Below are 25,137 nucleotides of genomic sequence, written 5' to 3' on the forward strand. Positions count from 1 at the left end.
CTGACATGACCGGGTCTGCTTCCCTGTCTGCCCGTCCCGGGCCGCATTGGGTGCCGCTCTCCTGTTCCCAGCAACGCTTGTGGGTGTTCAGTCGGTTATCCCCAGACAGCACCGCGTACAATCTGGGAGGTCTTTTCTGGCTGGAAGGGGAGCTGGATATTTCGGCGCTTCAGGCCACCATGAATGTGGTCTTAGCCCGTCACGATATCCTCCGTGCCCGATTCGCGGAATTTGACGGCCAGGCCTGGCAGACCATTAACGCCCACCAGGACAGGGCGCTGGTCATCGATGATGTCAGTGATCAGTCAGACCCGGTCGCGGCCACCTATTCCCTGGCTAGCCAACAGAATGCCATGCCTTTTGATCTGGCGGTGGGTGGGCTGTTGCGCTATCGCCTGGCCAGTCTGGGGGATATCAATGGCAAGCCGCTCCACGCCTTGATGGTCTCCCTGCATCATATTGCCGGCGATGCCTGGTCTCTGGGTGTCTTCATGCAGGAGTTTTTCCTTGTCTATAACTCTCTGCGTGATGGTCGTGAGATGCCGCTTCCTCCGCTGGAAAGACAGTACCCGGCTTTTGCCGAGGAGCAGCAACAGTGGCTGACCGGTGAGACGGCAGCGCAGCAACTCGCATACTGGCAAGAGACCTTGCAGCATGAAGGCGAGCCGCTGGCATTGCCTTCGCTGAAAAATACCGCAGCAGCGCAGAAAGCCTGTTTTCGTGATTTTTCCCTTTCTGTTCAACAAAACCAGGCGTTGAAAGCGCTGGCCTCCCGGCAGGGTGTCAGCCGTTTCACCGTGTTGCTGGCCGTTCTGGAATACCTGCTTGCCCGCATCACGGGACAGGATAAGGTGCGGGTGGGTGTGCCCAGCGCGAACCGCAATGGATCCAACAATGGGTTGATCGGTTTTTTTGTGAATAACCTGGTGGTGCAGGGGACGCCTCGTCCCGGTGACACCGTCAGTGAATGGATTACCCGCATTCACCAATCCCTGGAAGGCGCCAAGCAGCACAAGGAGCTGCCGTTCGAAAAAGTGGTGGATCGACTTTGCCCGTCGCGAAATCAGGGGCGCCATCCTTTATTCCAGGTGGCGTTCAATTATCGCCAGCAGGGCGCGGGCATGAGTCTGAATCTGGGCAACCTCGTCGTCCGGGTAGAGGATCTGCCGGTGACGGAAACGCCGTTCGATCTGGTGTTGGATGTATGGCCGGATCAGCAAGGCGGCCTGGGTCTGCGTCTGGTGTATGGTGACGGAGCGCTGGATGAGCGTATTGCCGATTGCCTGCAGGCCGGGTTCGAGAGCCTGCTGGAACAGTTTCTGGAAGATGCCTCCCGAACCTTGTCCGCACTGACGATCCTTTCCGATGAGGATCAGAAATGGCTGTCTGCCCGGGAACAGGGCCAGGGTGAATGGCAGGCAGCCAGTATGGTGTCCCTGTTTTCCCGGCAGGCCGCCGAGCAGGGAAATGCCATTGCCCTGGTGCATGGCGATACCCGGGTTTCCTTTGCCGAGTTGGAAGCCCGCTCCAACCAGTTGGCCCGTTATCTGATCGAACAGGGCGTCACCGCCGATGAGGTGGTGGGCGTTTCCTTCGAGCGCGGCGTCACCATGATCGAAGCCTTCCTGGCGGTGATGAAAGCCGGCGGCGCCTTCCTGCCGCTGGACCCGGGCTATCCGGCGGATCGTTTGCGTTACATGCTGGAAGACAGTGGCGCCAAAAGGATGCTGACTTCCTCGAGCCTGATTGAGGTCTTGCCGAGGGTCGATGCGGTGACACCGGTGGCAGTGGATGAGTTGTCCCTGGATAGGTATGCCTATGGGCCGGTCCGCAACCAACCGCATCCCGACCAGCTTGCCTACGTGATCTACACCTCCGGCTCCACCGGCAAACCCAAAGGGGTGGCACTGACCCACGACGGCCTGTCCATGCACGTGCAGACCATCGGTGAGCGCTACGGCATGACCCCGGAGGATGTGGAACTGCAATTTGCGTCCATCAGTTTCGATGGGGCCGTGGAGCGCTGGACGGTGCCATTGGCCTTTGGCTCCCGCGTGGTCATCCGCGACCAGGAACTATGGAGTGCGGAAAAATGTTGCGAGGTGCTGGAAAAAGAAAACGTCACCATCGCCTGTTTTCCTCCCAGCTATGTGGGGCCGTTACTGGATTGGATCGAGCAGGAAAAGCCTGAACTACAGGTCCGCTCCTGGACCCTGGGGGGCGAAGCCTTTACCCGGGAAACCTTCGAGCGCATGCAGCAGGTGCTGAAACCGCAGCGCATTCTTAACGGCTATGGGCCTACGGAAACCGTGGTCACGCCCATGCTGTGGGCGGCCTATCCGGGGGATACGCTCACCAGTGCCTACGCGCCGATCGGTACCGCCGTCGGTCCACGAAAACTCTATGTGCTGGACCAGGATCTTAATCGGGTTCCTGTTGGTGTGGCCGGTGAACTCTATATCGGTAATGAAGTGGGGCTGGCCCGTGGCTACCATGACCGCCCGGATCTGACCGCAGAGCGATTCCTCCCCGATCCGTTCGGTGAGCCCGGCGAGCGCATGTACCGCACCGGGGACCTGGTGCAATTCCGCGACGACGGCGTCATGGAATACCTGGGCCGGGTAGACCAGCAGGTGAAGATTCGCGGCTTCCGTATCGAGCTGGGGGAAATCGAAAGTCAGCTATTGGCGTTTGATCAAATCCGCGAGGCAGCGGTGGTGGCTCAGCCCTCACCGACGGGTGACAGGTTGGTTGGCTATATCGTGCTACGCGATCCCGTAGGAGCGGCGCTGGATGCTGCCACTATCCTCGCCGACCTGTCCGCCTCCCTGCCGGACTACATGGTCCCCAGTCAGCTGATCACCCTGGAAGCTCTGCCGTTAACTCCGGCAGGCAAGGTGGACCGCAAAGCCCTGCCAGAACCGCAATGGCAGACCACTGGCCAAGGCGAGCCCCCACAAACCGACAATGAAAAAATCCTCGCCGATATCTGGCAGCCATTGTTGGGCGTGGATAACGTCAGCCGTGACGACCACTTCTTTGCTCTGGGCGGCGATTCCATTCTGGCGTTGCAGATCGTCAGCAAGGCCCGCCAACAGGGGCTGGCGCTGACACCCAAAGACCTGTTCGAGCAACCCACACTGCGTGCATTGGCAGCGGCCGCCCGGGTCGTGACGGGCAATGCGGCCAGTCAGGAACCGTTGTCGGGTCCGGTTGGTTTGCTGCCCATCCAGCAGCGTTTTATCGAACAGCGAGGCCTGTCCCTCTGCAATCAGTACATCCATTTTTCCGTCCAGGACGCGTTTGATCCCGAGCGGTTGGAAGCGGCGTTGCAGATGCTGGTGGCCCAGCACGATGCCTTGCGGCTGCGCTTTTCCGCCACCGATCCGCAACAGGCGCAGTGTGTGGCAGAAAGTACGCGCCCCTTGCTGCAGGTGGTTGAAGCCCGCAGTGAGTCCGACATTTCTCATGCCATGGCGGCGGCGCAGGGTGGGCTTGGCCCTGCCGACGGCAAGGTGCTGCAGGCGCTCTATATTGTTGGGGATGCACCGCAACTGCTGTTGACCCTTCACCATCTGGCCGTGGACGGGGTGTCCTGGCGAATCCTGCTGGAAGATCTGTTCAGTGCTTACCAGCAACTGCAGCAAGGAGGCGACGCCAGTCTGCCGCGCAAGACCCATAACCTGCAGGACTGGCGCCAGGCACTGAACCAGCATTTCGTTCCCGAGGCCGAGAAAGAACTGCCGTACTGGCAGCAGGCTACACAAACCCTGGCGCCCCTGTTTCCGGTGCATCAAGACTCGGGGCCTGCCCGGTTCGAGTGTCAGACCGATGCGAAGACATTGCGTCGTTGGGTAAAAAGTGCGGACCGTTATGCGTCACTGAATCTGGAAGAATTTCTGTTGATCGCGCTGGCCGGGACGCTGGCGGATTATTGTGGCCGCGACACGGTACGTATCCATCGGGAAAGCCATGGCCGTGCCGACAGTCATGCCGGTCTGGATCTGAGCCGCACGGTGGGCTGGTTCACCAGCCTCTACCCCCAGCGACTGGATTGTCAGGGGGATCTGGCTGCATCCATCAAATGGCAGAAAGAACAACTGCGCCAACCTGCCCATGGCGGCCTGGGTTATGGCCTGTTGTGTCAGCAGGGCAAGCTGGCGGACGCGGATCACCACATGGACGTGCTGTTCAACTATCTGGGCCGGTTTCGCCATGACTCCCTGCCGGGTGTCAGCGTCAGGGAGATGGGCCTGTGGCAGGCGCCGGATGCCCCGGCGGATGCGCCACTGACCATCAACGCGGATCAGCAGGAGGGCGCGCTGCGTCTGCGTATCGACGTGGATGGCAAGGGTGTGTCCCGGGAGCAGGGTGAAGTGCTGGTCGCCCAATGGCTGGAACAATGCGAACGGCTGGCCTGCCATTGCGAGCAGGCGCCGCCGATCCTGACCCCGGCGGATATGCCGCTGGCATCCCTGAGCCAGTCGCAACTGGATGCGTTACCGTCACGGCCGGAGCAGATTCTGCCCCTGTCACCCTTGCAGTCCGGCTTGCTGTTCCATTCCCGTTTGAGTGACCGCAACAGCACCTATGTGAACCAGTTGATACTGCCACTGACGGGACTGTCGCCACAGCGGATGAAACAGGCCTGGCAGCAATTGCTGCAACGCCATGCGGTGTTGCGCACTGCGCTGCTGCCGGATTACCTGGCGGAACAGCGCCATCAGGCAATCTGGCCTGGGGATCAGGTTGTTCTGCCGTGGCAGCAGGTAGACCTGCGGTCGCAAGGTGATGCGGATCGCTACTGCCAGCAATTGCTGGAGCAGGGGTTCGATCTGGAAAATCCGCCGCTGTGGCGGGTGGACTTGCTGCGGACCGACGACCAAACCTGGCAGTGCGTCTTTACCCTGCACCATATTCTTATGGACGGCTGGAGCACCGGGGTGTTGCTCACCGAGCTGATGGCCCTGTATCACGGCCATTCCCTGCCTGCTGCCCCGAAAGAGTACGGCGTTTACCTGCGTTGGCTGCAGCAGCAGGACCGGGATGCGACACGGGCGTTCTGGCAGGACTATCTCGCCCCCCTGCAGGCGCCCACTCGTCTGGTGGAGTCGGTAGGGTCGAAAGAGAAAGGTGCCTTCCGCCGTCATCCCATTACCTTCGACGAGGCCACCAGCCGGGCCCTGCGTCAGGCGGCTCGCGACAAGGGGCTGACCATCAACACCCTGGTACAGGGAGCCTGGGCCCGGGTGCTGGGACAATTTACCGGACAACGTCGGGTAGTGTTCGGTAATACCGTTGCCGGTCGCCCGGCGGAACTGGCCGGCAGCGACAGCATGCTGGGCCTGTTCATCAATACCCTGCCGATGACCGTACCGCTGGATGGCGACCAGCCCGTGGATCAGTGGCTGGAGGCATTGCAGGCGGACAATGCTTCCCTGCGCGAACACGGTCATGCGCCGCTGTTCGAGGTGCAACAGGAGGCCGGCTGGGGAGGGGAAAGCCTGTTCGATACCTTGCTGGTCTTCGAAAACTATCCGCTGGATGAAGCCCTGCTGGGCGGCGATCACAGCGGCCTGCAACTGGGCACGCCGACCAGTCATGAGTTTACCCACTATCCGCTGACCGTGGCGGTGTTGCCTGGTGAACATCTGGAGATGCTGTTTGCCCATGACACGGGCGCCTTGCCGGTGGCATTGGTGGACCGTATGGCGACCGCATTCAGGCAGACACTGTTGTCACTGGCAGAAAGTCAGGATGGCCCGCTTGCCGAACTGGATAGCCTCGGTGATGACCTGTTTCGTCTGCAAACCTGGGGAGAGGGCTGCGGTGAATGGGGCTCCGACAGTTTCGTGTCCCTGTTTGCCCAGCAGGCGTCAGCAAGGGGGGATGCCATTGCCCTGGTGCATGGTGACACCCGTGTCTCCTTTGCCGAGCTGGAAGCCCGCTCCAATCAGTTGGCCCGTTATCTCATCAAACAGGGTGTCAAAGCCGATCAGGTGGTGGGTGTTTCCTTCGAGCGCGGCGTCACCATGATCGAAGCCTTCCTGGCGGTGATGAAAGCCGGCGGCGCCTTCCTGCCGCTGGACCCGGGGTACCCTGCGGATCGCTTGCGTTACATGCTGGAAGACAGTGGTGCGAGCCTGTTGCTGACCTCGTCGAACCTGATGGATGTCTTGCCGTCGGTTGCGGCCGTGCAACCTGTGGCGGTGGACCGGTTGTTGCTGGATGGGTACGCCTATGGCCGAGTGAATAACGGTCCCCATCCGGATCAGCTTGCCTACGTGATCTACACCTCCGGCTCCACCGGCAAACCCAAGGGAGTGGCACTGACCCACGGCGGTCTGTCCATGCACGTGCAGACCATCGGTGAGCGCTACGGCATGACCCCGGAGGATGTGGAACTGCAATTTGCCTCCATCAGTTTCGATGGGGCTGTGGAGCGCTGGACGGTGCCGCTGGCCTTTGGCTCCCGCGTGGTCATCCGTGACCAGGAACTATGGAGTGCGGAAAAATGTTGCGAGGTGCTGGATAAAGAAAACGTCACCATCGCCTGTTTTCCTCCCAGCTATGTGGGGCCGTTACTGGATTGGATCGAGCAGGAAAAGCCTGAACTAAAGGTTCGCTCCTGGACCCTGGGGGGCGAAGCCTTTACCCGGGAAACCTTCGAGCGCATGCAGCAGGTGCTCAAGCCGCAGCGGATTCTTAACGGCTACGGGCCTACGGAAACCGTGGTCACGCCCATGCTGTGGGCGGCCTATCCGGGGGAGACCCTGACCAGTGCCTACGCCCCCATCGGTACCGCCGTCGGTCCACGAAAACTCCATGTGCTGGACCAGGATCTCAAACGGGTTCCGGTTGGTGTGGCCGGTGAACTCTATATCGGTAACGAAGTGGGCCTGGCCCGCGGTTACCAAGGCCGCCCGGACCTGACCGCCGAACGCTTTCTTCCTGATCCGTTCGGTGAGCCCGGCGAGCGCATGTACCGCACCGGGGACCTGGTGCAATTCCGCGACGACGGCGTCATGGAATATCTGGGTCGGGTGGACCAGCAGGTGAAGATTCGCGGCTTCCGCATTGAGCTGGGGGAAATCGAAAGTCAGCTATTGGCGTTTGATCAAATCCGCGAGGCAGCGGTGGTGGCCCAGCCCTCACCGGCGGGTGACAGGTTGGTTGGCTATATCGTGCTACGCGATCCTGCAGGCGCGGCGCTGGAGCCGCGAACCGAGACCGAGACCATTCTGGCTTCTCTGTCCCAATCCCTGCCGGACTATATGGTCCCCAGCCAGTTAATGACGCTGGAGCAACTACCGCTGACCCCGGCGGGCAAGGTGGATCGAAAGGCCTTGCCGGAACCGCAATGGCAGGGCAGCAGTGAGGGGGACGCACCGGAAACCGACAACGAGAAAATTCTCGCGGAAATCTGGCAGCCATTGCTGGGCGTGGAAACCGTCAGCCGTGATGACCATTTCTTCAACCTCGGGGGTCATTCACTGCTGGCCGTACAGATGGTCAACCGTTTGCGCCATCAGCATCAACTGGACCTGCCGCTGAACCGCATCTTCGAGCAACCGGTTCTGAAGCACTGTGCCGCGTTGTGTCAGTCAGTTGCAGCCATGCCGGCAATCAGGCCGGTGCCGCGCAGTGGTGATCTTCCCTGTTCGGCAGCGCAGCGTCGGTTGTGGTTTGTGCAGCAACTGGAGCCGGATAACGGGGCGTACCATATGCCGCTGGGCCTGGAGGTGCGTGGTGAACTACATCGCGATGCCCTGCAACAGGCGCTGAATATTCTGGTGGCCAACCACGAAAGTTTACGCACCCGTTTTGTGGATGCGGGTGGGGCTCCACGTCAGCGCATCCATGATGACGCCGTTATCGAGATTCAGTGGCAGGATCTGTCGCAGGAAAATGCCCCGGAAGCCGCTGCAGAAAAAGTGCAACATCAGGTGCTGAGTCAGCCGTTCGATCTGGCCGGTGACAACCTGTTGCGGGTGCTGGCCATCAAGCTGGCCGATCAACGCTATCACCTGTTGCTGGTGCAGCATCACATCATCGGCGACGGGGTTTCCATGCAGTTGCTGCTGGCGGAGCTGAGCGAGCTGTATCGGCAAGCCCATCAGGGCGATGCCCTGACGGCATCGCCCGCAAAAATTCAGTACGCGGATTATGCCGCCTGGCAGCAACAATGGTTGGACAGCGATGAGGCCCGCGCCCAGACCCGATGGTGGGTGGAGCAGTTGGGTGATGGGGGCGAGCCCCTGGCCCTGCCCACGGATTTCCCTCGGGGCGAGAGAGCGGGAGGTGCCCGCCAGACAATTCGGTTTACCGATGCACAATTGGCCGGGTTGAAACAGCGTGCCGGCGAACTGGGTTCCACCGTATCCACCTTGTTGCTCAGTGTCTGGCAGATATTGCTGCACCGTTACAGTGGGCAGTCACAGGTGCGTGTGGGTGTGCCGGTGGCCGGTCGACTGCAGGCGGAAACCGAAACCCTGCAGGGCTGCTTTATCAATACGCTGGTGATTCCTGCGGACTTTGATCAGCCGCAATCGTTTGCCGAACAGGTGGCGGCGATTCAGCAATTTATCGGTGAGGCCCAGGGCCGCCAGGCGCTGCCCTTTGAAGGTCTGGTGGACGCCCTGGCTGTGGACCGAAATCTGGATCGCCATCCGCTGTTCCAGGTGGTGTTCAACCACCAGCGACTCAGCCAGAACTTTGCTCCGCAGTGGCCGGAAGCGTTGGTGACGCCCTTTGATCCCGGTGCGGCGGGGGCGCAGTTTGAACTGGCCCTGGATATTCTTGAAGACGACCAGCAGCTACAGGGCTTTGTCGGCTACGACACCGGCCTGTTCAAGCCGGAAACCATTGCCCGTTTGCGTGAGCATTTTGGTCTTCTATTGGAGGCATTGCTGCACGATCCACAGCAATTGCTGGCGGATATCGATCTGCTCACCGATGAAGAAATCCGCGCACAGCAGACCTTCAATGCCACCCGGAAACGCTGGGGTGATTTTACTGCGGTTCCCAAACGGTTAAGCCTGCAGGCACAGAAAACACCGGATGCCATTGCGCTGACCATGGGCGAGCAACAGCTGTCCTATGCGCAACTGGATCGTCGGGTAAACCAGCTGGCCAATCGCCTGCGCCGCGTCGGCGTGAAAGAGGAAGTGCGGGTGGCCATCGGGCTGCCCCGTTCTCTGGAACTGGTCATCGGCATCCTTGCCATCACCCGTGCCGGTGGCGCCTATGTGCCGCTGGACCCGTCCTATCCACAGGATCGTCTGGCCTACATTCTGGATGCCGCGTCGCCGGCATTATTGCTGACCCACAGCAGTCTGCTGGCAAGCTGGCCGCAGGCGGTGCCCATGTGGTGTCTGGACGAGCTGGATGTGAGCGACCAGCCGACCACACCCCCGGTGGTGCAATGGCACCCGGACCAGGCGATCTATGTGATCTATACCTCCGGGTCCACTGGCAAACCCAAGGGCGTGCTCAATACCCAGGCGGCCCTGGAAAATCGTTTGCTGTGGATGCAGAGCGAATATCCCCTGAATGATCGCGACTGCGTGTTACAGAAGACGCCGTTCAGTTTCGATGTGTCCGTGTGGGAATTTTTCTGGCCATTGATGGTGGGGGCGCGACTTGCCGTAGCCCCGCCGGAGGCCCATGCGGATCCGGTGTGGTTGCAACAGGTGATGGCGGATGAAGGCGTCACCACGCTGCACTTTGTGCCCTCCATGCTCAACGCCTTCGTGAGTGCCACCGGCCTGCAGGACCTGCCGCATCTGAAGCGACTGATCTGCAGCGGCGAGGCGCTGGATAGCGAGCTGCAGAAGACGGTCTTTGCGGCACGGGATGATGTGCAGCTGCACAACCTGTATGGCCCCACGGAAGCGGCCATCGATGTGAGCTACTGGCGATGCCGCTCTGAAGCGGGTCACACCGTGCCCATCGGTGCGCCGATCAGCAATATCCAGCTGCATGTGCTGGACACCGATCTCAATCCGGTGCCGAGGGGGATTCCCGGTGAACTGTACCTTGCCGGGGTGGGCCTGGCCCGGGGCTACTTCGGTCGCCCGGACCTGACGGCGGAACGATTTCTCCCCAATCCCTTCGGGGAGCCGGGAAGCAGAATGTATCGCACCGGTGATCAGGTGGTGCAGCGGGCCGACGGCATTCTCGAATACCTGGGCCGCCTGGATCATCAGGTGAAGATTCGTGGCCTGCGCATCGAGCTGGGAGAAATCGAGCAACAGCTCAAGCAGCAGCCGGATGTGGACGACGCCGTGGTGGTGGCCCATCCCGGTGAGGCGGGGGATCAGCTGGTGGCCTATGTGGCCGGCGAATCCGATAACCGGGAGCGTTGGCAGCAGGCCCTGGCCGGTGCCTTGCCCGACTACATGGTGCCGTCACTGTTCATGGTGCTCGAAAAGATGCCCCTGTCACCCAACGGCAAGCTGGACCGCAAGGCCCTGCCGGCCCCGCAATGGCAGGCCCGGGAATATCGTGCGCCGCAGACGGAGACGGAACAGCAACTGGCGGGCCTGTGGGAAGAATTGCTCGGGCAGTCTCGCGTTGGACTGGACGATAATTTCTTCGCGTTGGGCGGACACTCCCTGCTGGCCACCCGTGTGGTGGCGGCTTTACGTGATCGTTGGGGGGTGGCTGTGCCCCTGCGTGCCCTGTTCGAGGCCGACTCCCTGCAGGCGCTGGCGGCCCTGGTGGACCAGCACAACGGTGAAGCAAAACAGCAGGAAGACGACGATCTGGCGGCCATGGCCGACCTGCTGGATGACCTGGAAGATTTATGAGTCAACTTGATAAGGCAGCACTGGCCCAGCGTTTTATGTCGCTGGATGAAAGCAAGCAGGCCGTCTTTCTGCAGAAGCTGAGTGAAAAGGGCATTCCCTTTGAGCGGTTGCCTATTGTCGCCGGGCATCGCCCGAAACGAATTCCACTGGCGCCGGCCCAGCAACGTTTGTGGACTATCCATCAACTGGAACCGGATAACACGGCCTACCATCTGACTGCCGCCTTTATGTTGTCAGGTCCGCTGGATGTGGCGCGTCTGTTGCGTGCCGTGGCAGCGGTGGCAGATCGGCACGACAGTCTGCGCACCCGTTTTGTAGAGGAAAATGGCCAGGCGCAGCAATGGATTGCAGCCGCGCCCCTGTCCGTGGAGCAGCGTGATGCCCGGGCGCTGGATGACAATGCCCGCCAGACCCTGGCGGACGAACATGCCCGTCGACCCTTTGTACTGGAGCGGGACAACCCGTTGCGCGTGCAGCTGCTGCAAGTGACCGATCAGCAATGGCGGCTACAACTGGTCATGCACCATCTGGTCTCCGATGGCTGGTCCATGGACGTGTTCTTTACCGACCTGGCCCGTGCCTATCTGTCCGATGCGCCCCTGTCTCCCTTGTCCATTCAGTACGCGGACTATGCCCTCTGGCAAAAGGCCTGGCTGGATGCCGGTGAGCGGGACCGGCAGTTGGCCTATTGGCGTGAACAACTCGGTGAGGTGCAGCCCCCGTTGTTGATTGCCCATGATCGCAACCCGGAAAAGAACGCTTTGCGTCAGGCGGCCAGTGTGCAATGGACCCTGCCGCAACACTTGCAGGCGGCGCTGCAAAAGCTGGCCCGTGACAACGACACCACCCTGTTCACCGTGGTGCTGGCTGCCTGGCAATGGGCACTGGCTGCGGTTGGTGGTCGACGTGATATTCCGGTGGGCGTGCCGGTCGCCAATCGCGAGCGCTCGGAAGTGGAAGCGCTGGTGGGTTTCTTTGTGAACACCCTGGTGATACGCGGCAAACCGCAAGCGGCGCTAACGGTGAATGAATGGGTGGGGAAGTTGCATCAGACCATGCTGGATGCCCAGGCTCATCAGGCGCTGCCCTTTGACCAGCTGGTGGCGTCCCTGTCTCCGCAAAGAGAGCCGGGCGAAACGCCCCTGTTCCAGGTGCTGTTCAACTATCAGCGTCGCGATGGCGGCAGCCGTCATCTGGACCAAGATGTCACCATTACGCCCCTGTCCCAGGGCGTCCCCCATGCACTCTTTGATCTGGCGCTGGATGTGCACGAAAGCGACAACGGGGCGCTGGCACTGACGTTGACCTATGCCGCGGACCGTTTTCATGGCGAAACCGCCAGGCGTTTGCAGCAGGCCATGGAAGCTGTGCTGGATGCCTTCAGCGATGGTCAGTGTCGTCTGGGTACTATCGAGGTGGCCGGCGACGATCTGCCCCGGCTGGAACAGTGGGGGCAGGGCCGCGGTGAGTGGCAGTCGGAAAGCTTTGTGTCCCTGTTTTCCCGGCAGGCCGCCGAGCAGGGAAATGCCATTGCCCTGGTGCATGGTGGCACCCGTGTCTCCTTTGCCGAGCTGGAAGCCCGCTCCAACCAGTTGGCGCGTTACCTGATTGAGCAGGGAGTAAAAGCGGACGATGTGGTGGGCGTTTCCTTCGAGCGCGGCGTCACCATGATCGAAGCCTTCCTGGCGGTGATGAAAGCCGGCGGCGCCTTCCTGCCGCTGGACCCGGGGTACCCTGCGGATCGTTTGCGTTACATGCTGGAAGACAGTGGCGCGAACCTGTTGCTGACCTCGTCGGATCTGGCTGAGAGCCTGCCCCGTGTTGATGGACTAACCCCGGTGCGAGTGGAGACACTGGCTCTGCAACGTTATTCCCCGACAAACCTGCATAACGAACCGCATCCCGACCAGCTTGCCTACGTCATTTACACCTCCGGTTCCACCGGTAAACCCAAGGGAGTGGCACTGACCCACGGCGGTCTGTCCATGCATGTGCAGACCATCGGCGAGCGCTACGGCATGACGCCGGAGGATGTGGAACTGCAGTTTGCCTCCATCAGTTTCGATGGCGCCGTGGAGCGCTGGACGGTGCCATTGGCCTTCGGCTCCCGCGTGGTCATCCGCGACCAGGAACTATGGAGTGCGGAACAATGTTGCGAGGCGCTGGAAAAAGAAAACGTCACCATCGCCTGTTTTCCGCCCAGCTATGTGGGGCCGTTACTGGATTGGATCGAACAAGAGCAACCTTCCCTGAAAGTGCGTTCCTGGACCCTGGGGGGCGAAGCCTTTACCCGGGAAACCTTTGAGCGCATGCAGCAGGTGCTCAAGCCGCAAAGAATCATTAACGGTTACGGCCCCACGGAAACCGTAGTCACGCCCATGCTGTGGGCGGCCTATCCGGGGGATACGCTCACCAGTGCCTACGCGCCCATCGGTACCGCCGTCGGTCCACGAAAACTCTATGTACTGGACCAGGAACTTAATCGGGTTCCTGTTGGTGTGGCCGGTGAACTCTATATCGGCAACGAAGTGGGCCTGGCCCGGGGTTACCACGGCCGCCCGGACCTGACCGCCGAACGCTTTCTTCCCGATCCGTTCGGTGAACCCGGCGAGCGCATGTACCGCACCGGGGACCTGGTGCAATTCCGCGACGACGGCGTCATGGAATATCTGGGTCGGGTGGACCAGCAGGTGAAGATCCGTGGCTTCCGCATTGAGCTTGGGGAAATCGAAAGCCGCCTGCTGGCCTTCGACACAATTCGCGAGGCGGCGGTGATCGCCCAACCATCCCCCACCGGCGATCGCCTGGTCGCCTACATCGTGGAACGCGCCCCTGTAGGAGCGGCGCTCGAGCCGCGAATCGACACTGATGCGATCCTGACAGAGCTGTCCCGCACTCTGCCGGACTACATGGTGCCCAGCCAGTTGCTGATCCTGGAGCAACTGCCCCTGACCCCGGCGGGCAAGGTGGACCGCAAAGCCTTGCCAGAACCGCAATGGCAGACCACTGGCCAAGGCGAGCCCCCACAAACCGACAACGAAAAAATCCTCGCCGATATCTGGCAGCCATTGTTGGGCGTGGATAACGTCAGCCGTGACGACCACTTCTTTGCCTTGGGCGGCGATTCCATCCTGGCTCTCCAGGTAGTGAGCCGCGCCAGGCAGCAGGGTCTGGCAGTCAGCCCCAAAGCACTCTTCGAGCAACCGTTGCTCAAGGATCTGGCGGCAGCGGTGGTCAGTGCAGAGGCAACCGTTATTTCCCAGGCGCCCATGCAGGGACCGGTTTCATTGCTGCCGATCCAGCAACACTTCTTCTCCCTGAACCCGCCCAGTCCCAGTCACTGGAACCAACATTTGTGGCTGGCTCTGGACGCGCCGATGGAGCGGCAGGCTTTGGAGGCCACGTTGCACGCCTTGTATCGCCAACACGATGCGTTGCGTTTGCGGTTCACCAATCACGCAGAGGGGTGGCAGCAGGAATGTCTGCCTGTCGACACACCGCCGGGGGAGTTGCTGTGGTGGCGTGAAGCCTCCGGTGAAGACCAGGTTGCAGCACTGTGTGAACAGACCCAGCAAAGCCTGAACATTGAAACCGGCGAGTTGCTGCGAGCGTTATATGTTTCCGCACCGGATCAGCCGGATCGCCTGTTGTTGGTGATTCATCACCTGGCTGTGGACGGGGTGTCCTGGCGAATCCTGCTGGAAGATCTGTTGAATGCTTACCAGCAGGTGCAGGGAGGCAAGGATATTGCCTTGCCGGAACGGACCCATAATCTGGCTGACTGGCATCAGGCCCTGCAGCAATGGAGGGAAGAAAAGGGCGAGCAACGCCTGCCGTTTTGGCAGGGGCAGAAACCGGAAAAGCGCGGCGAGCCTTTGCCGGCCTATGGGGAAAAACAGATGGCTTCCTTGTCCCTGAATCATGAAGATACCCGCCGGCTTTTGCAGGAAGCGCCCACCAAATTGGGGGTAACGGTGCCAGCGTTGTTGCTGACGGCACTGACACGAACCTTGCAGCCATCTCCTGTAGGAGCGTCGCTGGCGGCGCGATTTTCCACAATTGCGGATCGCGCCGCGAGCGCCGCTCCTACGACAAATCGACCTCTTACCATCAACCTGGAAGGCCACGGTCGCGAAAACCGCCTGGCTCCGGGGCTGGACCTGAGCCGGACGCTCGGCTGGTTCACCAGCCTTTATCCGCTGGCCTTGCCCTACGACAGCGACCCACGCCAGAACCTGTTTGCGGTGTCACAACAACTGAAGCAAACCGAGACCGATGGCGGAGTGGGCTATGGTGTTTTGCGTTATCTCACGGAGAGTCCGCTTAATGGCAGTGCCGATGCGCCGGTGACCTTCAATTATCTGGGCCAGTACCACGACGACGCCTTGATCCAGGGCTTTACGCCGCTGCAAGGTGGCGGCAAACCACAGGCAGACAACAACCCCATGGCCGCGCCGCTGGCGATTAACGGCCAGGTAGTAGCGGGCAAACTGTCACTGGTCTGGGATTACGCCAGCAGCCACTATGATGCCCGGCGTATTCAGCACCTGTGTGGCCGGTACCGTCAGGAGTTGCTGGCATTGCTGGCCCTGGCGGAGGCGCCTCGTGAAGCCCAGGCCGACCCGGCGCTGGTCACGCCACTGAATCACAGCCCCGATGCCCCTGTGCTGTGGTGCCCGCATCCGGTCACTGGCCGCGTGACCGGTTATCAAGCCATTGCGAGCGCGCTGGATGGGCAGTGGCAGGTCAATGGCTTGCAGTCACGGAGTTTCCTGGAGGAAGGATGGTTTGATCCTTCCCTGGAAGAAATGGCCGAACGTTACTACCGCACCCTGCGTCAGGCGCAACCGCAAGGCCTCTATTATCTGCTGGGCTGGTCGCTGGGTGGGGCCCTGGCCATGGAGCTGGGTAAACGTCTGGAAGCCGCGGGGGAATCGGTGGCCTTTCTCGGCTTGCTGGATACCTATGTGCCGGGCCATGAAGTACCGGAAGATCAGTGGACGTCGCCCGAGGCCCAACAGACGCTCCGGGAGCATCTGGGCATGTTGCTGCCCACGCTTACCGGCAAGGCTCTGGATAGCTGCATCGAACGGCTGCGGGACGGTGCGCCATCACAATGGCCGGGGCTCTTCCGCCACTGGCTCCAGGAGCAGTCGGTGGAGCCCGTGATGGCTGACAGTGCGTCCCAATTGCTGCATGCCTGGGCAGTGGAACAGCACCTGCGCGCCCTGTGCTGGGGATATCAGTTGCCGCAGCTGGAGACTCCGGTTCACAGCTGGTGGGCTAGCGAACCGCGGGGCCGAGCAGACCGCTTGCGTGCAGGGTTGCAGGTATTTGCTTGCCTGGCGCATAGCGAAGTCCTGCAGGCTGATCATCTTGGCATTGTCAGGGAAGAGGGTCTGATCAACGGCTTGCCCGACATCCTTGATACCTGTGTATCCCTGATCGATTGACCCAAGCGACAAATAAACCGAAATAAATGTGCACTGGTTGTCAGCTTGGCAATCTGTATAATGCAGATGCGAATCATTCCTATTATTGTGATCGTTACGAACGTTAGGAGAACCACCATGGGGAATCGGACCAGTACTGGCCTGATCCGGGGGCTGCAAACCAGCCGTCATCCGTTGGCTCTGGCCATTACCATTGCCCTGGCCGCCACGCCGGCATGGGCGGAAGAGCAGGAGGCGACACAGCAAGAAGAGCTGCAAACCATCGAGGTAAATGCGGATCAGTCTGAAGACGCTTACGGCGGCGATGACTTCGGCTATGTAGGTCAACGGAGCATGACCGCGACCAAGACCGACACGCCGGTCAGTGAAACCCCGCGCTCAATTTCCATCGTGACCCGTGAGCAAATGAATGACCGGGCTGCTGTGAGCATCAGCGATGCATTGCGTTATACGCCCGGTATCCAGGCCGGTTTTTATGGTGAGGACAATAAGCAGGACTGGTTTATTGTTCGAGGGTTCAAACAGGCTAACAACGGTCTGTATCGTGATGGCACCCGCACCTATTCCAACGGCTTCTACAGCTGGCAGATTGACCCTTTCCTGCTGGAGCGGGTGGAAATCCTTCGCGGCCCCTCTTCGGTCCTTTATGGCCAGACCCCTCCCGGTGGCGTCATTAACGTTATCAGCAAACGACCACAGGATTACTCCTTCGGATCTGTAGGTGTGCAGTATGGGACCTGGGATCGCAAGCAGATATCTGTGGATGCCGGTGCGCCGGTGGGTGATGGTCATGCTTTTCGAGTCGTTGCGCTGGCCAGGGAAAGTGGCACGCAGGTTGATGATGTCGAGCAGGAGCGTGTGCTGTTTGCGCCTTCACTGAAGCTGAATCTGGGTGAAAAAACCAACCTGACCTTGCTGGCGAGCTATCAGGAAGATAATTCCGATCCTTATCTGCAGTTTCATCTTGCTGAGGGAACACTCAATAAAAGCGAGGGTGGAAACGGTTTTATTGATGACGATGTCGCCGTTGGCAACCCGGGTTTTGAGCGGTTTGATCGAACCCAATATACCTTCGGTTACCAGCTGGATCATGACTTCAGTGATCAGGTTTCATTCCAGCAAAATGTCCGCTATGGCCGCATCGAAGTGGATTTGCGGCAAATGTACGCGCTTGCCTATGCCGATGACTTTGGTGTCCCGACCGGCCGAACCGAGGTGGTTCGTTATATCTCCACGGAAGAGGGCCATGCTGACAGCTTGAATGCCGATAACCGCTTTATCTACAACTGGGATTTCAATGGCATGGAGCATACGCTTCTTGCTGGCCTGGACTATCAGTTGCTGAAAATCGATGGCAAGGACTATGCCAATGATCCAGTGGTCGGTGAGCAGATAGCCCCTGGCGTCTACGCGCCTAATACGTTGAATGTCTACAACCCGCAGTATTCCGCTGAAAGCGATATCGTACTGTTGAATGGTCCGACCCCCGGTGTGGCACAGCCGCTGACGGAGGCGGATCTTCAACGTCGCACCACCGACAGCTATCAACTGGGTGCCTACCTGCAAGATCAGGTAAAAATCCAGGACCATCTGGTTCTTACTCTTGGTACCAGGTTCGATAAGGTCGATACCGAGTTCCGTAACAAAGCAGACGCCAGTGCCGATCTGGATGTCAGTGATGAGCAGTGGACGGCCAATGCCGGAGCTGCATGGCTGTTTGATGGCGGCGTTACTACCTATGCCAGCTATTCGCAGTTTTTCCAGCCGGTCATTCAACTGGACCAGAATGATAATGCGGCCAAGCCGGAACAGGGCGATCAGATCGAACTGGGTGTAAAGGTGCAGCCGGATGGCTTTGATGGTTACTTCAATGCTGCTGTCTTTGATATCAGTCATGAAAATCTGACCCGCAATGACACGGTAGGTAATTTGACGCAGATCGGCGAAGTGGAAAGTCAGGGCGTTGAACTTGAGGCGGTGGCCAATATCACCCCGAGTATCAGTGTCGTGGGTAACATGACCTTCCTGGATCCTGAAATTACCGAAGATATCCGTGGTGATGCGGTCATTGGTAACCAGCCCAATCAGGTCGCCAAACGGCTTGGCTCGTTGTGGGGCAAGTACACGGTATTGGGTGGCGTAATGAACGGGTTGTCGGTTGGCTCCGGTGTGCGTTATGTCGGAGCGACCTATGGCGATGATTTGGAAACCCGCTCATTCAAAGTGGATTCCCATATGCTTTGGGATGCCACCGTCAGTTATCAGTGGGATAACTTCAAATTCCAGGTTGCTGCGAAAAATATCGAAGACAAGGAATATGTCGCGACCTGTAACTTTTGGTGCTGGTATGGCGATCGTCGTAGCGTGATCGGCAGCGTTAGCTATGCCTGGTAAGTCCCAACATGCTTCCATTCCGCTGCCCCACGGGCAGCGGCTGGATGTGTTTGACCTCTCTGAGCACTGGCTGTGCCAGTGCAATGATCAGGACCTGTTGACCGTCCAGCTTGGTGACAAGAGTGGCATGGTTCAGCAATCCATAGACGACCCGGCGCTGTTGCGCCGGGCCGCCTATGCCTTTTTTGTGACCCATCCTGAGGTGAAATCGCTACGGTTTTCTGACCGGTTTCATGCCGGTTTCATGGTTCAGGATGACGGTGATGGCTATGTGCTGGAGCGGGATATGCTCTGGCAGTTGCCGGATGACTGGTTGCCGACACATCTGGGCAGGCCCTATCCGGTCACCATGGTGATGGACGCCAGTGGGCGACGCCATCCGCTCCGCCCGGCCAAGCCGACGGGTGAGGTTTACCGGCGTTATGACCAGGGCATCAATGCCTGGGTGTCATTGCGCATGCTGGATATTGATGCCGATCTGGAGCGCTTTATGCGCTGGCAGAATAGCGAACGAGTTGCCGCATTCTGGGAACAGAGCGGTACGCGGGAAGAGCACCGCCGTTACCTGGAAAGCCAGGCAAAGGATCCGCGTGTGCTTAACCTGATCGGTTGTATTGATGATGAACCCTTCGCCTATTTCGAGGCGTACTGGACCAAGGAAGACCGTATCGCGCCCTATTACGATGCGGACGATTTTGACCGGGGTATCCACATGCTGGTGGGTGAAGAACACCACCGTGGCCCCCACAAGGTAAAAGCGTGGCTCAATGCGCTTTGCCACTATCTGTTTCTCGATGACTGCCGTACTCGGCGGATTGTGTCCGAGCCGCGCTCGGATAACGACAGGATGATTCAACACCTTCAAGCCAGGCGTTTTGCCAAGCCAAAGGAGTTTGATTTTCCGCACAAGCGCGCAGCCCTGATGGTGCTGCATCGCGAGGCGTTTTTTGAGCGCTGCGAGCTGAGCTGAAAATCCCATGGCGCGCTGCCCACCACTATCCGGCAGCAGGTGGCTGGCATGAATATCATGCCGGTGATTGGATAACCCGCACATTGAGGACGACCCCCCATGAGCGTTCACACTCAGGAATACGACGTTGTCGGTATTGGCTTTGGTCCAGCAAACCTGGCCATTGCCATTGCCCTGCAAGAGCAGGCAGAACTGGATGATCTGCAGTATTGTTTCCTGGAAAAACAGCCTCGCTTTGAGTGGCATGGCGGTATGCTGCTGGAAGGCACTCGCATGCAGGTGTCTTTCCTGAAAGACCTTGCCACGCTCCGCAACCCGGCCAGCCGTTTTACCTTCGTCAACTACCTGCATGATCAGCACCGGCTGGATTCCTTTATCAACATGGGCACCTTCTTTCCCACCCGTGTGGAATACAACGACTACATGCGTTGGGCCGCCGATCAATTCAGTGATCGGGTGCACTATGGCCAGGAGGTAATCGCCATCGAGCCGGTAGTGCAGGGCGGTGAGGTGGAATGGGTGCGTGTTCGATCCCGGCAAGCGGATGGTAGTGAGAAAGAAATCTTTACCCGCAATCTGGTAATCGGCATTGGCGGTTATCCACGGATACCGCCGGTGTTCGCCGGCAAGATGGGCGACAACATGGTCCATTCTTCCCGCTATAAACATGAATATGAGCGTTTCGCCCGTCATGAGGCGCCTCGCATTGCGGTGATCGGCGCTGGCCAGAGTGCGGCGGAAATCTATCTGGATCTGATGAACCAGTATCCCCATGGCAATATGGATCTGATTTCCCGCAGCCGGGCTCTGCATCCCTCCGATGACAGTGCCTTTGTGAACGAAATCTTCGATCCGGCCTTTACTGATACCATCTACGGTCGCCCGGAAGCGGAGCGTCGGGATTTCCTGCAGCGATTCAGCCAGACCAACTATGCGGTGGTGGATATGGCCGAGATCGAGCAAATCTACGAGCGTCTCTATCTGCAGAAAATCACTGGCAAGGTACAGCACCGCTATCTGTCCAATCGGGATATTGTGGCTGTGGTCAATGATGGGAAGACGGTGCAGATGACCCTGCGCGACAAGGATACCGGTGTCGAGCAGGTGGAAGAGTACGATGGCGTGGTGTTGGCCACCGGGTACAACCGGGATGGCCATGAACGCCTGCTCGCTCCCATGGCTGACTGGCTGTCGCCGCAGGGCATTGAGCGCTGTTACCGACTGCCCATGGCGGAAGGTTGCCATGCCAATGTGTTCCTGCAGGGCTGCTGCGAGGAAACCCATGGGCTCAGCGATACCCTGTTGTCGGTGCTGGCGGTGCGTTCCCAGGAAGTGGTGGATGCCCTGCTGCGACGTGAGAAGCGACCCGCCGCCGCTGCTTGCGCCAGCTGATGATCCCGTCCCTGGCCCCCTTGTTCCAGGGGGCTTTTGCTAGCTATGCCCCGATGTTGCGTCTGGCGGCAGCGGGGGAGCCGGCCCTGCCCCTTGTGGCTCTGTTTGAGCCGGATGCCCTGCGCCGGCAACTCCACCGGTTCCGCCCCGATCTCCAGGGTGAAGATGAGCGCGCCTTGCTGTCGATCTGGAGCAAGTATTACTTCCTTTACCTGGTGCCGCCGGTATTGGGCGCCAACCTGATTCTGCAGCGCAGTCTGCCGATACACCCGAGCGCCATGCACCTGGAGCTGAATCAGGAAGGCTTGCCGTCCTGCTTTGTGCTGGAGCATGAAGGGGCCAGTGTGCCGGTCGGCGCCCATCCCCTGACCCGTTTCGAGCCCCTGATTCGGGAGAATATGGAGACAGTGATCAGCGGCTGGCAACAGGCGTTGGGTCTGTCTCCACGCGTCCTGTGGAGTAATGCCAGCCGCTATATTCGCTGGTTTCTGGGGGAGCTGGAAAAGGCCGGTCTGCCGGCAATGATGTGGCAGCCGGGCAAGGCCATTCTGGAATGTGAAACCTTTGCCGATGGCTCTGCCAACCCGTTAGCCGGTGCCTACCGGGAGCGGCTGAATCAGAACACCGGTGACGCGATGATCGTACGTAGGACCTGCTGTATTCGCTTCCGTTTACCGGATATGCCCCTTTGCGAAGATTGCCCTCGCCTCTGCAAGAAAGGGCAGATGGCGCAGGCTCCTACCGTGGCAAGGCAATCCAGCTGAGTACACCTTGTTGGCGTTCCCGCCAGCGAAAGGGGATCTCGGTGCCGTGTTTCCACTGCTCTGTCAGCGTCGTCAGCAAAGTGAGTGAGCGTGGGTTGCGCCGGGCGGCGTCATGGAAATAAAAACGCTTGCCGGTGAGCGGGTAGAGCGCCTTGAACAGGCTTTCCTTGGCGGAAAAGATCAGGGTGATCCGGTTGGCCCGTTGTATCGGTGTAAGTCCTCTCAGATGCTCTCTTTCCTCGCTGGTCAGCAATTCACGGCACAGGCGGTCAGCCCGTTCTGCCGTTAACCATTGCTCCGTGTCCAGACCCACCGCCAGCCAGTGCCGGGCATCGGCCACCATGACTTCTGCTGTGCCCTTGCTGTGAGTAATGCTTCCGACAGTGCCGTCTGGCCATTGGGGGGCTCTGTCGGAACCCATGCCTGGTATGCCTTCGACGCCCAGCAGACGTAGGGCTTCCCGGGCGCACCAGCGCCCGGCAAGATATTCGGTTCTACGCTTGCCCACGGATGATGCCAGCGATGTCGGCAGGGAGATATCTGCCCGCTGAAAACTGTCATCAAGTAGCCTGTCAGTGTGATAGTGGCAACCAACACGGATCAACCCATCGGCGATTTCCTCGCGATGGATGTTGGAAAGACACTGTGGGCGCTGATATTCCGGCATGGTTTCTGGGCTGTTGATGGCGTTGATCGCACTATAACAAACTCGCAGGAAAAGAGGGGGCAGGTTAGCGATGCGCTGGGGAATCAGTGACGGTAGACTCGGCCACTAATGCACGTGCAAGCGTGTTACGACGACAAAGGAGATTTTCATGGCCGGAACCAGCCTGCTTGCCCTGATCGATGATATTGCCACCTTGCTGGATGACGTTTCCGTTATGACCAAGGTGGCGGCCAAGAAAACCGCCGGGGTGCTGGGCGATGATCTGGCGTTGAATGCCGAGCAGGTGTCCGGCGTGAAAGCAAACAGGGAATTGCCAGTGGTGTGGGCGGTGGCCAAGGGGTCGGCTCTCAATAAGTTGATACTGGTACCTGCCGCCTTGTTGATCAGTGCCTTCCTTCCCTGGTTGATTACGCCGTTGCTGATGATAGGCGGCGCCTTCCTTTGTTACGAAGGTTGCGAAAAGCTGGTGCATAAGTTCTTTCACAAGGAAGAACAGGAACATGAGCATCGGGAAACCCTGAAAGCGGTTGCCGACCCGGCGGTGGACCTGGTGGCGTTTGAAAAGCAGAAGATCAAGGGCGCTATCCGCACCGACTTTATCCTGTCCGCCGAGATCATTGTGATTTCATTGGGGGCGGTACAGTCGGCGACTTTTGGCGTTCAGGTCGCGGCAATTTGTACCATTGCCGTGTTGATGACCATCGGCGTTTACGGTCTGGTTGCCGGTATCGTGAAGCTGGATGACGCCGGCCTGTACCTGGCAAAGACGGATCCCCAGGCATCTGGTGCCGGGGCGCGAATTGCCCTGGGCAAAGGTATCCTGTTTCTCGCCCCCTGGTTGATGAAGACTTTGTCTGTGGTTGGCACTGCTGCCATGTTTCTGGTGGGCGGTGGCATCCTGGTCCACGGCATTCCCGGTTCCCACGACTGGGTGCATCACCTGCAGGAAATGGTTGGCGCAGTGTCCTGGTTGGTGCCGTTACTGGTAAACCTGATTGGCGGGCTGGTGGCGGGCGCCATGGTGCTTGCTGTCGTCACGATGGTGGGGCGGCTGCGTTCTGCCACTGTGGGCTCATGAATATAGCGCAATAGTCCACTTGCTGATGTGTGGGGAGGCCGTGGTTCAGAGGTATGCGACTGGACGCTCTTATTTCGCGAGAGCGAAATACACAGCGCGATCGAAGGTAATGGTGGGCCCACCAGGACTTGAACCTGGGACCAATCGATTATGAGTTGGCAAGGTATACCGCAAAGCCAGCAAAATCAAGAGTAGGGTGACGTAGCTGGCCGTAATGGAAAGTATTTTAATAACAGTAAGTTAGCGTAATTTTCCGAAAGCAGCCAAAACGGGTGAGTGTACCTGTACTGTACCTTTTTCCATGCACTACAGTGTCTCTGGAATTCGTGCTGTGGTAGCGGCCCTGGCTGTTGCTGCCATTCTCGGATCGGGATAATAACGGTGGCAAGGGATATACTCAGGCTATAGAGAGCGGAATGAGCCAATCAACATTCACCAGCGTTTGGGATGCCAGCGAGGGCGCCCCTGCAGAGCGGGAAGACCTGAAGGCCCGTAGCGATTCCATGATGCGGCTGAAAGCGCATATCGCGGCCAAGGGCTGGGATGCCTGAACTGCTGCAGCAGCAGAGCTGCAGGGATCATCAAAAAGGACGTACTGACGGCTTTTGATCCGGTTGAAGGACTGGACAGTGAGGAAGCGCTAGCAGAATTCATCGAGGCGGCGAAGGAAACCGGGGACGAAGAATTCATTTCCCGGGCACGGCGCCTGGCTGACCAGGCAAGGCGTAAACTCCTCCGCTGACACGGATTTGAGCACACGAACGTTATTTTCTGCCTAGTTCTGTGGTAGCGAGATGGTAACCGTCCGGTGATTCCACCTTGAGCCAAATCGCCTGCCGACCAAAAGGCTCGAAGCTTACCACCCGGTCGATTCCGGTCAGATCCAGAAACGCCTCGTCGATGGAGTAGACATCCACTCTCGATGCCAGAGCTTCCAGGGTCGTCATCACCCGCCGGCTTATATCGCCATTTGTGTGGAATAGAGAATCAATTGGAACGGGGGCTTTGCTCGCCCCCCCTTGAACTTCTCATACCCAACCTGTTTGGCTATAGCTACTGAGGAGATCGCGGTGGCCCACCAAATCTTCCGGTCATCCTGTTCAATTACACCGCTAGCCGTACCCAGGAGGTGCCGCAGCGCCTCCTGGAGGCAGAAAGGCGTCGAGCGTATAGGTTGCTGGGCATGCGCGGCGCAAGTTCATCAGAAAACTCAATCCAAGGGCAAGATCGGCCGAGCGGAGATGGCACTGACTCTTATCAACAAGCTCTACGGCATCGAGCGCGACATGGAAGAGGCGGGCGATGCCCAGCGATACCAGACGCGCCAGTCGCAAAGCCAGGCTTTCCTGGAGCAACTGAAAGCTAGGCTGGACAAAACCCCTCCCCAGGTCACGTCGTCAAAGTGCCTTGGGCAAGCAATCAATTGCCTTGCGAGCAACTGGTTAAAGCTGATCCGCTACATCGAAAGGGGGACACCTGCCCATCGACAACAACCCTGCCGAGCGGGCGAGCCACCTTCTCATGTACATATGACCAAAGCGTCGCCCGTCTCCTCCCGTTATGTCATGCCTACCCACGACGGAGTATTGACGGTCTCTGTGCGCCAGA

At 59.3% G+C, this 25,137-nt stretch carries 10 protein-coding genes and 1 pseudogene; 9 read left to right on the plus strand and 2 right to left on the minus strand.

Going from position 1 to position 25,137, the window contains the following annotated elements; translation table 11 throughout:
• The first annotated feature begins 5 nt into the window (after positions 1-5).
• The 6 genes from C4S63_RS10215 (at position 6) to fhuF (ending at position 21,784) form a co-directional block, all read left to right on the plus strand.
• Positions 6-10,811 (plus strand): non-ribosomal peptide synthetase, encoded by a 10,806-nt coding sequence (locus C4S63_RS10215; RefSeq protein ID WP_103917502.1) that lies wholly within the window; start codon positions 6-8, stop codon positions 10,809-10,811.
• A complete protein-coding gene (locus C4S63_RS10220) occupies positions 10,808-16,264 on the plus strand; it encodes a non-ribosomal peptide synthetase (RefSeq protein ID WP_103917503.1) in 5,457 nt (1,818 codons plus the stop codon). The genes C4S63_RS10215 and C4S63_RS10220 overlap by 4 nt, the downstream gene beginning before the upstream one ends.
• A 117-nt stretch (positions 16,265-16,381) precedes the next feature.
• Positions 16,382-18,658 carry a TonB-dependent siderophore receptor gene (locus C4S63_RS10225; protein WP_103917504.1) on the plus strand — a complete coding sequence of 759 codons (2,277 nt, stop codon included), beginning with the start codon at positions 16,382-16,384 and terminating at the stop codon, positions 18,656-18,658.
• Entirely contained in the window at positions 18,648-19,628 is a 981-nt protein-coding gene (locus C4S63_RS10230; RefSeq protein ID WP_103917505.1) for a GNAT family N-acetyltransferase, read from the plus strand. The genes C4S63_RS10225 and C4S63_RS10230 overlap by 11 nt, the downstream gene beginning before the upstream one ends.
• Positions 19,629-19,727: 99 nt before the next feature.
• The gene (locus C4S63_RS10235; protein WP_103917506.1) at positions 19,728-21,020 is read left to right on the plus strand and encodes a lysine N(6)-hydroxylase/L-ornithine N(5)-oxygenase family protein; all 1,293 of its coding nucleotides are present in this window, start codon (positions 19,728-19,730) and stop codon (positions 21,018-21,020) included.
• Entirely contained in the window at positions 21,020-21,784 is a 765-nt protein-coding gene (fhuF, locus tag C4S63_RS10240) for a siderophore-iron reductase FhuF (RefSeq protein WP_103917507.1), read from the plus strand. The genes C4S63_RS10235 and fhuF overlap by 1 nt, the downstream gene beginning before the upstream one ends.
• Here the strand turns inward: fhuF and C4S63_RS10245 are convergent.
• On the minus strand, positions 21,759-22,451 hold the full coding sequence (locus C4S63_RS10245) for a 4'-phosphopantetheinyl transferase (RefSeq protein WP_103917508.1): 693 nt from the start codon (positions 22,449-22,451) through the stop codon (positions 21,759-21,761). The two genes, fhuF and C4S63_RS10245, sit on opposite strands and share 26 nt — an antisense overlap.
• A gap of 148 nt (positions 22,452-22,599) precedes the next feature.
• Between C4S63_RS10245 and C4S63_RS10250 the strand changes: the two genes are divergently transcribed.
• Both C4S63_RS10250 and C4S63_RS17580 read left to right on the plus strand, forming a co-directional pair.
• Positions 22,600-23,529, plus strand: a complete 930-nt coding sequence (locus C4S63_RS10250) for a DUF808 domain-containing protein (RefSeq protein ID WP_063525724.1) — start codon at positions 22,600-22,602, stop codon at positions 23,527-23,529.
• Between the two features lie 416 nt (positions 23,530-23,945).
• Positions 23,946-24,080, plus strand: coding sequence for a hypothetical protein (locus C4S63_RS17580; RefSeq protein WP_255409079.1), 135 nt, complete (start codon positions 23,946-23,948; stop codon positions 24,078-24,080).
• A gap of 213 nt (positions 24,081-24,293) precedes the next feature.
• Here C4S63_RS17580 and C4S63_RS10255 read toward each other — a convergent pair whose 3' ends face one another.
• On the minus strand, positions 24,294-24,476 hold the full coding sequence (locus C4S63_RS10255; protein WP_103917509.1) for a hypothetical protein: 183 nt from the start codon (positions 24,474-24,476) through the stop codon (positions 24,294-24,296).
• 125 nt (positions 24,477-24,601) lie between these two features.
• On the opposite strand from C4S63_RS10255, the pseudogene C4S63_RS10260 reads away from it, so the two are divergent.
• Positions 24,602-25,038 (plus strand): annotated as a pseudogene (locus tag C4S63_RS10260) (transposase); the annotation flags it as partial.
• Positions 25,039-25,137 lie beyond the last annotated feature (99 nt).

This window comes from Alcanivorax sp. DSM 26293, from assembly GCF_900107995.1.
GTDB lineage: Bacteria > Pseudomonadota > Gammaproteobacteria > Pseudomonadales > Alcanivoracaceae > Alcanivorax.

Excerpts from the sequence above, each read along its gene's own strand:
- C4S63_RS10255 (WP_103917509.1), bottom strand. The coding sequence starts at position 24,476 with ATGACGACCCTGGAAGCTCTGGCATCGAGAGTGGATGTCTACTCCATC.
- C4S63_RS10230 (WP_103917505.1), top strand. The coding sequence starts at position 18,648 with ATGCCTGGTAAGTCCCAACATGCTTCCATTCCGCTGCCCCACGGGCAG.
- C4S63_RS10245 (WP_103917508.1), bottom strand. The coding sequence starts at position 22,451 with ATGCCGGAATATCAGCGCCCACAGTGTCTTTCCAACATCCATCGCGAG.
- C4S63_RS10235 (WP_103917506.1), top strand. The coding sequence starts at position 19,728 with ATGAGCGTTCACACTCAGGAATACGACGTTGTCGGTATTGGCTTTGGT.
- C4S63_RS17580 (WP_255409079.1), top strand. The coding sequence starts at position 23,946 with ATGAGCCAATCAACATTCACCAGCGTTTGGGATGCCAGCGAGGGCGCC.
- C4S63_RS10250 (WP_063525724.1), top strand. The coding sequence starts at position 22,600 with ATGGCCGGAACCAGCCTGCTTGCCCTGATCGATGATATTGCCACCTTG.
- C4S63_RS10225 (WP_103917504.1), top strand. The coding sequence starts at position 16,382 with ATGGGGAATCGGACCAGTACTGGCCTGATCCGGGGGCTGCAAACCAGC.
- fhuF (WP_103917507.1), top strand. The coding sequence starts at position 21,020 with ATGATCCCGTCCCTGGCCCCCTTGTTCCAGGGGGCTTTTGCTAGCTAT.
- C4S63_RS10220 (WP_103917503.1), top strand. The coding sequence starts at position 10,808 with ATGAGTCAACTTGATAAGGCAGCACTGGCCCAGCGTTTTATGTCGCTG.
- C4S63_RS10215 (WP_103917502.1), top strand. The coding sequence starts at position 6 with ATGACCGGGTCTGCTTCCCTGTCTGCCCGTCCCGGGCCGCATTGGGTG.